This window comes from Paenibacillus silviterrae (assembly GCF_030167925.1).
GTDB classification, from domain to species: Bacteria; Bacillota; Bacilli; order Paenibacillales; family NBRC-103111; genus Paenibacillus_G; species Paenibacillus_G silviterrae.
Genome location: NZ_JASKUT010000002.1, coordinates 1,757,993 through 1,770,072, shown reverse-complemented (window position 1 = coordinate 1,770,072; position 12,080 = coordinate 1,757,993). Strand labels below are relative to the sequence as shown.

The following is a 12,080-nucleotide window of genomic DNA, read 5'->3' as shown; positions in this document are numbered from 1 at the left end:
CGCTTGGCCAAGGTTCTTTTTTCTGGGGAATAGAATTATTGTGGAATAATTCCTCCAGCAACCCTGTCGCCGGAATTTCCAGACGGATCGGTCTTACCATCGTCTTCAGCTGCATGGACAATAATGGACCGTCCAATTAGCGAAAACTTGCTGTTCTTATCCAGGGATGCGCCTTCTAAGTCGAATTCCAAGCGACCCTTGCCATCCTCGGAGACTTCGATATTGTCTAGGTCACCGATGTGATGGCCTTCTTTGCTATGATGACCGTGCTTTTTATTATCTGGATTAAAGTGTCCCCCCGCAGTGGTAAAGTCGAAGCCGGTAAAGGCCTTCTCGTGTATGTGCACTCCATGCTTCCCTGGCGTTAGGTTTGAAACTTTTAAAGCTACATTTACACCGCCTGCATAGGGCGTGAGGACCGCCTCCCCAATCCGGTTCCCCTTACCGTCATATACGATAACATACGGCTTTCCTATCGAAACCCCTCGTGTGAGGCCATCCCAGTACACCGATTCTCCGAGTAAATCGGCCGCCTTTCGAAGCGGAATATAGGTGGTTCCTTCATAAACAATAGCCTCAGGAACCTGAGTCCCTCCATTATCGTATTTTCCCTCTGCCGACGTTTTATCTTCCCCTTGAACAAAAAATTGCAGGCGATCCAAGCTAACTTCCAGATTCGTTGTAGAAGCGGCATGGGACAGTCCCGAGAAAAAAAGGGCGCCTCCTAGAAAACCAATAGCAAGTTTCTCAAAACGTTTTAATTTCGATAACATGGTTACTTCTTCCTCTCGAATGTGTTTGGCATTGTTTAACAATCTGATTATATATGCGTAAATAGGGTAGGCAAAGGCTCCAAAAGTGGGCTTTCAAGTACCCCAAAGGACCGTTTTAGTTATAAAAAAAGCCGACCCTTCGGTCAGCAGAGGAATAGAATATCAATGCTTATGTTGAGATCTATCCAAAAGGGCTTTGAGAAGCTGAGTTCGGCTAGCTACTCCGAATTTTTGAAATAATGACTTGAGATGCTTTTTCACCGTAAATTCGCTGAGGAACAGCTGGGATGCAATTTGGGCATTCGAAAGACCTTGTGTCAGCAATGCAGCAACCTCTTTTTGACGTGAGGTTAAGTCTACAAAGAGGGATTCCTTGGTGGAGATTGGATTAGCTACAGGCTCCTGAGGACTTGCATGAATCAAATGGTCCATTCCTGCCTTTCGTAACATGCCCTGAATATATTCGGATAGCTGGTCGCCTCTTGTGTCCAGTACATAGGGATATGCTGGAGTTATACCGTCATAGTGGGTATGCATACCGTGCGTTACGATTTTCTTAAAGCCAAGACTCTCGAAGACCTTGGTGAAATACGGAATCGGCGGTGGGGCAGCGATCAGTTTTTCTCCTGTAAGAATCAACGAATGCATGAGCTTCGTTACAGCGGCACTGATGGAGGGATCCGTATAATCCGACATATGAATGGAGTTAATAAACCACCCAGCCCGGTCATCCTCGGATACTTCATAGTACTTTCTCTGTTCCGGAGTGAGGCTGCTGAAGTAAGCCCCGGAACGGGGATTTTGCAGTAGAAATGGTATGGTCTTACAATTGATTGGAATGAAGATGGCAATAGCAGTGATGTTTCCCGCAGCATCTTTAAGAATTTTTACTGCATCATATCCCAAATCCAGCAATTGATCGATATCAAACCACCGGAAGGTATACAACGATTCCTCGGCGGTTAATACAAATCGAAACCGGTTGCTAGTGAGCGGATCGAATATTTCCAGCTGTAAGTCCTGTGCCTCATTTCGTGCCTTATTCTCATACTGCAATAGCTCCTCCCGATGCTGCTTGTCGGCAGGTTCAAACCGGCCCTCATCTTCCTTAAACCAGCTCATGTAGGCTCTAACCAAAGAATCACCGACATAATTCATGAATTCGTATGCCTCCCAGGGCAGCATCCATTGACGATTTGCCGACGTAAGTTTCCCATAATAGAAGAGAAGAGCCCTAGTCCGAATATCGTTCACCCGCTGTGGGGTTCTAGCCATTAACTCGTTCATGACCGCTTTACGCATTAAATGATGGAAGGTCCAGCCTCGTTCCGTTTGTTTTACAAAAGAATAAGAAATCAGCTCATAAAATTCGGCTGTTGGCACAGCTCGTTGTAGCACAAATTCTAGAATATCCTGGTTAAAATGGCGAAGTACAGCAGCGCATTCCACTAATAATCTCATAGGCTCCGTAGGGACCTCCCGGAGCCATACGGTTACAACATAGGGTAACGATCTCAGGTCGAACGCGCCGGCCGCCGCCCTGCTCTCACGCACCGTTTCCGAGCCTATAGCGAGTGTCGCCAGGGAAACAGTGAAGGGATGACCTAAACTTTGCTGCCAGACAGCATCGAGGGTCTTGGTATCGTTGATGCCGAACTGCCGTAAATAAAGCTCAACCTCTTCAAAGGAGAAATCCGGTATCAACCTGCTAGAAATATGCCTCCTGGAGGGATGCGGCTTAAACCAGGCGGGGGAAAGGGGATATCGGCCCGAAAGCACAATCACCGTACGTTGCCCGAGCTTGTTCAGAAAATGCTCACGAAGCCATTGCTCCAAGTGACTTACCCGCTCAAACGTGTCGATAAACAGTGCCACACCGACCGTTGCGGCAAGCTTGTTGAGCGTCTGCAGGCAATCATTGATTACCTTTGTGTCTTGATGCTCATCCCAAGGATCGTTATCGATGGATTGCAGCAGGTGCCTGCAAAACGAAGAGGGTGTGTGGACGAAGCTGTCACCGTCTACTACGATGGTATGCCAGCCCTTGCTTGTGGCCATCCTTTGTAAACGATACGTTAAGAAGCTTTTGCCTACTCCCGCTGTGCCGTACAGATTCATAATTTTATAGGAATCTTTAGACCCCAGGCACGCGTCAAAATCATTCAGCAGCTCCTCACGGCCAATAAAGCAATGCTCATACATGACATTGTACCTCTCACATTTGATTCGTTAGGCGAACCCGATTTTATGCTATATATGTTTCGACACCAAGTATCGGTTTTCCTTCATATACCAGGGCAGGTTTGCACGACGGCTGATCTCCGCGAAATGAGGGATCCTTTTTTTTATCGGCTCAAAAGTACCCTAACGAGTACCCCGAACTATACCTTCGACGACTATATAGAATTTACCAAATGTAGAATAATGAGTAAGTTGACTGCCATAACGAAAAGATTCGGGCAGAGAACTAAGGAGGTGTAGTAACGATGTTGCCAATTTAATTCGGAAAGGCGAATGATGAATTCACTTTATGATTACATAAGGGAAAATTAATCACTCAGGAGGATCTTATGAGCATTCGTCGTTATATGACAATCGGCATGATCATGTTATCGTTGCTGTGCGAGCCTGTCCTTCCGACTCTGGCGGCGGCGCCGGTTGCGGGAGAGAGTGTCCTGCAAAAGTCGGAAGTAATGCCGGCTTGGGCGTCTCGAGAAGTGGCGGAAATGCGCAGTGTCGGCATTATCGAAGGCTATGAAGACGGCACTTTCCGTCCTGATCAGTTGGTCACGAAGGAAGAGTTCATCTGGATGACGGAGCGGATGTTGACGCGAACAACCGGTACGGTCACGGATGCACAGCGTCAGAGAATCCATGATGCCTTGTTTCAATTTTTACCGGAAGCTTCGGAGAAGCCGAAGGATTGGTTGAATCGACAGGAAGCCGCAGTTGTCGTCTCTCCGTTGTTCACGGAGGCGAAGACGGATCAAACGGCATCGTATAAGGATCGGAGCGAGCAGCCCGAATGGGCGCGCCCCGCGATTAGCAAGTTAGCGGGACTCCATATTGTTCAAGGCTATCCCGATGGTAAATTCCATGGCGAGAAGCACATTACCCGGGCAGAAGCTGCTATCGTGCTGTATCGGGTCTGGGAGATGCTAAAGGAACATGACATGCAGCTCATCTACGTTACAGCGAAGAATGAAGCCGGCGCCGTCTGGACGGGAGCTAATTGGTTCATTCATGAGAAGAACAGCAAAGAAGTGAAGGTATGGGGTCAGACCGGGGTTAGCGGCGGTTTCCTGGCGCTGCTGCCCGCCAGGAAGTGGGAAATCAACATTCAGAAGGATCAAAGTATTGCCCATGCCTCCGTCGATTTGAACAAGGACGGCTCTTTCCTTGAGTTGAAGGCGCAGCGCTCCGCCGTGCTTCAAGGAAAGGTTGTCGACAAGGAAGGGAAGGCGGCAAACGGGGCGATTTTGGCGGTTACGACAAATCCTACGTTCTATGCCATCACGGATGCGACAGGACAATATAGCCTTGATGTGCTGCCGGAAAAGCAATACTCTCTGCGCATTGTTGAGGATCCGGAAGTAAAGCGGATCTCGAACGGATCAGGTCAGATGGCGGCTTTGACCGGTATGGACAGCATTCCCAGCGGGTTCCGTATTCTGGATCAGCCCAAGCCGGATCAGAAGGCTTGCCAATGCAGCGTATATGACTATGCCGGAACGATTGCTGCGCCTGCCGGTGGGAAGGTAATACAGCTGAATCCGCTTTCGCTCTCCGATAAGCGCGTCCCGCTTCCTGTTGACTCCCAAGGTAATGGCGGAGGGGGGTCGGAACAGCCGGATCGTATGCCGCCAGCCATCCCGACAGGGCTTACAGCGTCCGCGGGAAATAAAGCCGTGTCGCTGAACTGGTCTTCTGTCAGCGATACGGATACGGCAGGATACAAGGTCTACCTGTCTGTTGATGGGGGAGTAACATGGGAGTCCGGCATTAATGCGGGAAATGTAACAAGCTATAACGTGACCGGTTTGGCCAACGGAACACTTTATTCATTTGCAGTCACGGCATATGACACTACCGGCAATGAGTCGGCCAAGTCGTCAACAGTGAACGCGACACCTGCAGTACCCCCGGATACGACGGCTCCTGCTGTGCCGACAGGCTTGGTGGCAGAACCAGGCAATGGGACCGTGAAGCTGAGCTGGTCGATGGTGGATGATGCTGATGTTGCGGGCTACAAGGTTTATTATTCCACGGACGACGGTTTAAATTGGAGCCCCTCGATTGATGTGGGCAACGTAACGACTTATACCGTTCAGGGCTTAACGAACGGTACTGCCTATTCGTTCGCCGTTACTGCCTATGACCAAATGAACAATACGTCCGACAAATCCATTGTGACCGCTGTGCCAGGGAATTTGGCTAAGCCGGACGGACTTGTGGCCGAGTACAAGAACGGCGCAGTAGTCGCATCTTGGACACCGGTTCAGGGTGCAGATATAGCCGGGTATAAGCTCTACCTTTCCACAGACCGAGCAACGTGGTACACCGTCGCGGATGTAATCAATCAAACGACCTATACGCTTTCAAACTTGCCCGATGGAACCTACTACCTGATTGTTACAGCTTACACCTCAGGGGGGATCGAATCGGCCAAGTCGGATTCGGTTCAAGTTGTCGTCATCTACCAGCTTCCGATTCCTACAGGCTTGGCTGCTGTGCCGCAGGATAAAGGGGCATTGTTGACCTGGTCCCCTGGCATCGGCTATAGGTTTTCCGGTTATAAGGTGTATCGTTCCGACGATGGCGGCACTACTTGGGACGAAGGGACGGCTGTGTATAACACCGCCTACACCGCCAGCTCACTTACGAACGGTTTGGAGTACCTTTTTTCCGTTACGGCCTATGACCCCTTCAGTAATGCGGAATCTGCCAAGTCCGCTGCCGTCCGTGTTACGCCAATGGCTTCGCTGTCTCAAGCGCCTTCCGGTCTAAAGGCCACAGCAGGCGACCAATCCGTACAATTACGATGGTCTGCCATGCTTGACAGTGATGTCGCAGGATATAAGGTTTATGTATCAACTGACGGCGGAGCTGCCTGGGGAGTAGGCAAAGCGGTCGATAAAAGCAAGAGTGCCTACACGGTGTATGGACTGACGAAAGGTACATCGTATCATTTTGCGATGTCCGCTGTGGATTCTCACGGGATGGAGTCGGCGAAGTCGGCTTCGGTCGCTGCAACTCCGTATGGGTTCACAGGCAATGAAGTGCTGCCGGACCCTAGTACGTTAGCTCCTGTTATCGATCCGGGGGTGCAAGCGTCTTTCGCAGATACGATAGGCTTCTTGTACACAGGCGTTAATCCGATCCAAATCGGTGTGGCACCCGGCGCCATTGAGCCGCATCGAGCGGCTGTGCTGCGCGGCAAGGTGTTGGATACAAGTGGGCAACCCGTGTCGGGAGCGAAAGTGGCGATTATGGACGCGCCGGAACTCGGCGCTACGTTAAGCCGAACTGACGGCATGTTTGACCTTGTCGTAAACGGTGGCGGGCTACTGACGGTTCAATACAGCAAGGAAGGCTATCTAACCGTTCAGCGCAAGGTTCAAGTGCCTTGGGAGCAAACGGTAATCACGCCGAATGTTACGTTAACTGCACTTGATAGCAAGGTAACGACCATTGCGCTGAAGGATGCCGCTCAGCACCAAGTAGCCAGGGGAACGCCGGTTACCGATGCAGACGGAACAAGAACAGCTACGCTGCTAGTGCCGCCGGGTACGACGGCCTTCATGAAGCTGCCGGACGGGTCGACCCAATCTTTGGATAGCATGCAGTTCCGGGCGACCGAGTATACCGTTGGGGAGAATGGCATGCAGGCGATGCCTGGAGAACTGCCTGACCTGGTTGGCTACACATATGCTGTCGAGCTGTCCGCGGACGAAGCCATTTCCGCCGGTGCCACCGAGGTGCGTTTCAGCCAACCGCTATATATGTATGTTGATAATTTTATTGGCTTCCCAGTAGGTGAAGCCGTACCCTTAGGCTACTATGATCGACAGCTTGGGCAGTGGGTTCCATCGAACAATGGGAAGGTCATCAAGATTCTTCATAATGACAACGGCGTTGCTGCTCTCGATGTGAACGGTGATGATGCCCCGGATGGGGAAGATGTACTCTCGCTTTTGGGCATTACTTTGGAGGAACGAATGAAGCTCGCCGGATTGTACACAGCTGGGCAGTCGGTGTGGCGCGTACCGATTGAGCATTTTACGCCATGGGATTGTAACTGGCCTTACGGACCACCCGAAGATATTGCCGATCCCAATGGCCGTCAACCCAACTTTAATAGCCGCCGCGTGGATGATCCTTGTAAAGAGCAAGGTTCGATTATCGGGTGTCAAGAGCAATCCTTAGGCGAAACCATTCCTATTGCCGGAACCTCTCTGCAGCTTGTATACAATAGCCTTAGGGAAGAAGGTTATAAGGATAAATCGGCACTTCACATCCCGTTATCCGGCGACTCCTATCCACTCTCCGCTTTATACATGGAGGCGCGTGTGGACATTGCCGGGAGGAGCTTCTCGAAAAGGTTTAGCCCTAACTCGAACCTTAATTATTCCGTCGAGTGGGATGGCAAGGATGCTTACGGACGTACACTTCTCGGAAAATATCCGTATAAGGTGACGATTACGTATGCGTTCCCTGCAATATACTACGGAGCGGGAGACTTTGATAGGGCGTTCGCTCAAGCAAGCAGAAGAGGCATTAACGTCTACGGAAATAGAAGTGCTGCAATTACTTATACCCAACGCATTCATGAGGGCATGTTGGATAGTCCTTATAATTCTTTTAGGGAAGCCGGCATTGCCGGATGGAGCTTCAATAATCATCATATCAACCATGATTCCCCTGGTTTTGATAATGAAGTGAGCAAGGGCGACGGGGCTACGCAGCGTTTCTCATTGCAAGGTTTGGATTCAAAGCGATTACAATACCGCGGCAGTGCTACTATACCGGGCAGTCTTGTTCTAGGAGCCAACTATACTTTGGGGCACCCACGTGCGCTTGGTCCGGACGGCAACCTGTATTTGGTATATACGTACCGGGATCACCCATTATCGCCGCGAAGCCATGAGGAAATATTTAAGCTAAGCCCGCTGGGAGTTCTGACTCTTGTTGGCAAGCTGCATCCGAGCATCTATCCTACTGAAATTATGGTAGATTCACGGAATACGATATATATCGAAGGCGGACATCAAATTCTCAAAAAGGCAGAAACGGATGCCGATTGGATGGTTGTAGCGGGAACCGGAAACATCGGCAGCTTTAGTACGATGATTGAGGATGGCGCTGTTGCTGCTGAGACTGACCTTCTTATGGCTACTCAACTGACATTGGGGCATGACGGTACCCTCTATTTTATACAGGATGGGATATTGTATAAGATGGGGACAGATGGAATCATATACCGACTTGGTGCCCGGTCATCCGGTGTGGATGAAGGGTCGGTCAGCAAAGAAAACATCGGTTACGTCGATGATATCGAAATGGGACCGGACGGTTCACTCTACCTTCTTGATCGAGCTTCCGGATTCATGTACAGGCAATACGACCGAATTCGCAAGGTTTCACCGGACGGCAGCATTACCTTAATTATGGGGGGGGCGGGTGCCCAAACTTCTATCGTGTTGGCTGAAGGCGTTGATGCTGCAGATGTCAGAGCGTCGGATACTTCAAGGTTTGTTGTAGATAAGCAAGGGCGGGTATATATATATAGCCCTACCTTTCAAGATTTGAGTCAGAAGCTATACCGTATTACAAGTGAAGGAAAAATAGAGACGGTATATAATGAACTCATTGAAAAGTATAAACAGCTTGTAAAAAAAGCTGGGGAAGGCTCCAATGGTGGTTCGGTGCCTATGAAACCAATTGGAGTGGATCCAATCAACGGACTGGTTCTAGAGGTTAGTCGAGCGGGTAGTGGCGGTCTTGGTAAGGAACCTTACTTGATTAAAACAGCATCATCTAGGGTTATTCCGGAATCTGACGGCTCTGTTGTTTATGAGTTTGATGAAGAATACGGCCGTCACAAGTATACCAGAAGTGCGATAACAGGCACGGTTATGACTTCTTTCGGATATGACAACAAGGGACGCATAATCAGTCAGACGGACCGTTCGGGCAATACCATTACCGTTGAGCGGGACAGCAGCGGGAAGCCGACGGCTATCGTTGGGCCTCAAGGTCAGAGGACGGAAATCTTTCTGGACGTACAAGGACGTATTACCGCTGTAAATCATCCGGGTGGAGAGAAGTACCAGGTCGGATATAATGAAGCAGGGCTGCTGTCAACATTTACAGATCCCAACGGGAATGTAAGTGAATATGCTTATGACGGGAAAGGGCGGTTGATTCAAGCCAAGACGCCGGAGGGTGGCATCAAGACCCTGAAGAGGACGCAGCAGGATAACGGATATACCGTAGAATTTACCAACCCTGACGGCTTGACCACAACATATGAAGTGAAAATGATTGACAATAAGCTCCACCGAATCACAACGGACCCTCGAGGAGCCAAGACGATAAGTGTCGATAACGAGTGGGGGATCTTGGAAATCACCCACTCAGATGGAACGAGGGAAATCAGAAAGGCCAAGTCGGACCCCCGTTGGGGCATGACGGCGCCTCAAATCGGAAGTTTAACGGTAACCACGCCTGAAGGCCGTACAGTGACTTATTCCGAGACAACGAGCGTACAATTGGGGGACCCTACGAATCTTCTTAGCGTAACGCGGTACGAAAAGACGATAACGTTAAACGGTGATTCTTCCAAATCGATATACGACTCCGCGACGAGAACGTTAACGGAAACGACCGCGGCAGGGTTGACGATTGTTACCACTTATGACGATAAAGATCGTACAATCCGTGTGGAGGAGCTTGGTACCGGCATTGCGCCAATGTTGTACACGTACGATGTTAAAGGACGTATTGAAAAAGTTCAACAAGGCGGCCAATTCCGTGCCTACAGTTATGATTCCCAAGGTCAGTTAGAGTCCGTGACCGATGCCTCCGGCAGCAGCAAGCGCTATACGCATGATGAAGCCGGCCGGTTGACATCTATGACGCTGCCTGGCGGAAACACTTATACCAAAGATTATGACCATAACGGCAACGTGATCGGTTTTGTGATGCCGGATGGTACGCGGTACAGGCAAGACTTCAGCAAGCAGGATTTGATGACAGGCTTTGCACCGGAAGGAGGGGAGCCGAACCTCAAGGTACAATATACCTTAGGCGGCAGCAAGGATCAGTCTTCTTTAGCTAGTGGGGCTATTGTTGATTACGAATATGATAGCATGGGACGTCTCACCTCGATGTCGGATGCGGACCTTGCCCGAACCTTTACCTACGGTGATCTCACCCAACGTGTCAGTCAAATCAGCAGTAAAAATCTGCTGATAGGCTCAGAGCAGAACATTGCGTTCACCTACGATGGTTCTGAGGTGAAATCCATGACGTTCTCCGGTAAGATGAACGCATCGCATCAGATGACTTACGATGAGCATATTCGTTTGACCAATGTCACGACCACGATCAGCGGCGCGGTGTACGGTACCAACACCGTCGTCTCGGGCGAATATCAAACCCAGCTTACGTGGAATAAGGACAATATGGTAACTCAAATCGGACCGTTCGAATTCGTGCGTAGCGCTCCGGGACAGCGAATTGGCCATACTACCGATGGTAAGCTCGACATGGAGACTACCTATACGGAATTAGGTCAAATCGATAGTCTGATTTATAAACTGAATGGATTGGAGTACCAACGTATCAAGCATAGCTATGATTTGCGGGGATGGCTCACAAACAAGACCGTTACATCATCCGTATATGGAATAACAGCGGAGCACTACGAGTACGATCCTGATGGTCAATTGTTATCGACAACCCATAAGGAAGCGGATGATACTACATGGATCGAAACGTATACGTATGACAAGAACAGGAACCGTATAAGCAGAACGATTAACGGGCTCACGGAAACCAGTACTTACTCGGAGCACGATAGTTTGGAGCAGGTCGGCCATACCTTGTACGAATTTAACGAAGACGGGTACTTGTCGCAGCGGGGAGGAGACACGTTCCGCTATGCGGCTAGAGGAGAGCTGCTGCAAGCTACAGTCAGCGGTGCAACTTATCATTACACCTATGATCCTCTCGGTAGAAGAACGGCATGGGAGAGCGGGCAGGAGTCCCTTCAGTATGTTTACAGCCCATTGAATCCGCATCAAATCTCTGCAACGATGGATGAGGAAGGGACCATCACGACTTACCATTACGGAGATAACGGCTTACTGCTTGCAATGGAGCGAAACGGCAGCAGGTACTATGTGATCACAGATGGCGTCGGAACACCGAAACAGGTCCTCCGAGATAACGGAGACGTTATCAAGGAACTTCGTTATGACAGCTATGGCGTGGTCTTACTCGATACTGCACCCAATTTCGAGCTGGCTATCGGCTTTGCGGGCGGTATTCATGATCCGGGCACCAAGCTGACCCGATTCGGATTCCGTGATTACGATGCGCAGGCGGGGCGGTGGACAGCACGTGACCCCGTACGTTTTGAGAGCGGTCAAGCAAACCTGTATGCTTATGTCAACAACAATCCGATTATGCTCCGAGATCCTTGCGGTTTGTTCTGTGTTGGCGGATCGCTTTACGGGGGCATAGGCGGTGGCGGAAAGATCTGTATCGACCCTGACAATGGCGATGTTTCAGGCTGCGGAGAGTTTGGTTTTGGCAAAGGCGGAGGCCTTGAAGTAAATCCGTCCGAAGATGGTGTGGATGACGGCATTGACATTGAGATTACGGGTAAAGGAGCATTGGGGCCCGGAAAAATGGAGGGAGGAATAAAGTTCCACGATGAGTGGTCAGGCGGCTGTTTAAGCGCGAAGCCGATTCTGAAGGGTGAGCTTGGGCCATTCAAAGTTGATTTTATGAACCCAACTAAGTCAGGTTTGAAAGGCAAGGTAGAAGAGTTGAAAGTCAGTCCCTTGGATATCATTAAAAAAGGAATGGACTCTATAGGCTCTTCATTAGGTGTGAAGGTAGAGGCTGCTATCAAGGTTAAAGGGTGCTTCGAATTCTAGAGTAAATTTGCGTTAAAAAATCCGTGTGGAGGCTTTCCTAGAGATGGCCTTCATACGGGTATTTTAGGTTAATGACAAATGCGTAGCTTAAGGGTCAGGAGCTGTGAAATTACAGGAGCAGGAGAAACCACGGCAGATC

At 49.8% G+C, this 12,080-nt stretch carries 3 protein-coding genes; 1 reads left to right on the top strand and 2 read right to left on the bottom strand.

Going from position 1 to position 12,080, the window contains the following annotated elements; translation table 11 throughout:
• Positions 1 to 35 precede the first annotated feature (35 nt).
• Positions 36 to 773 (bottom strand): superoxide dismutase family protein, encoded by a 738-nt coding sequence (locus QMO62_RS30720; RefSeq protein ID WP_284646254.1) that lies wholly within the window; start codon positions 771 to 773, stop codon positions 36 to 38.
• A gap of 162 nt (positions 774 to 935) precedes the next feature.
• The gene (locus QMO62_RS30715) at positions 936 to 2,975 is read right to left on the bottom strand and encodes a LuxR C-terminal-related transcriptional regulator (protein WP_284646253.1); all 2,040 of its coding nucleotides are present in this window, start codon (positions 2,973 to 2,975) and stop codon (positions 936 to 938) included.
• Between the two features lie 368 nt (positions 2,976 to 3,343).
• Between QMO62_RS30715 and QMO62_RS30710 the strand changes: the two genes are divergently transcribed.
• Entirely contained in the window at positions 3,344 to 11,941 is an 8,598-nt protein-coding gene (locus QMO62_RS30710; protein WP_284646252.1) for a fibronectin type III domain-containing protein, read from the top strand.
• Positions 11,942 to 12,080: the final 139 nt, after the last annotated feature.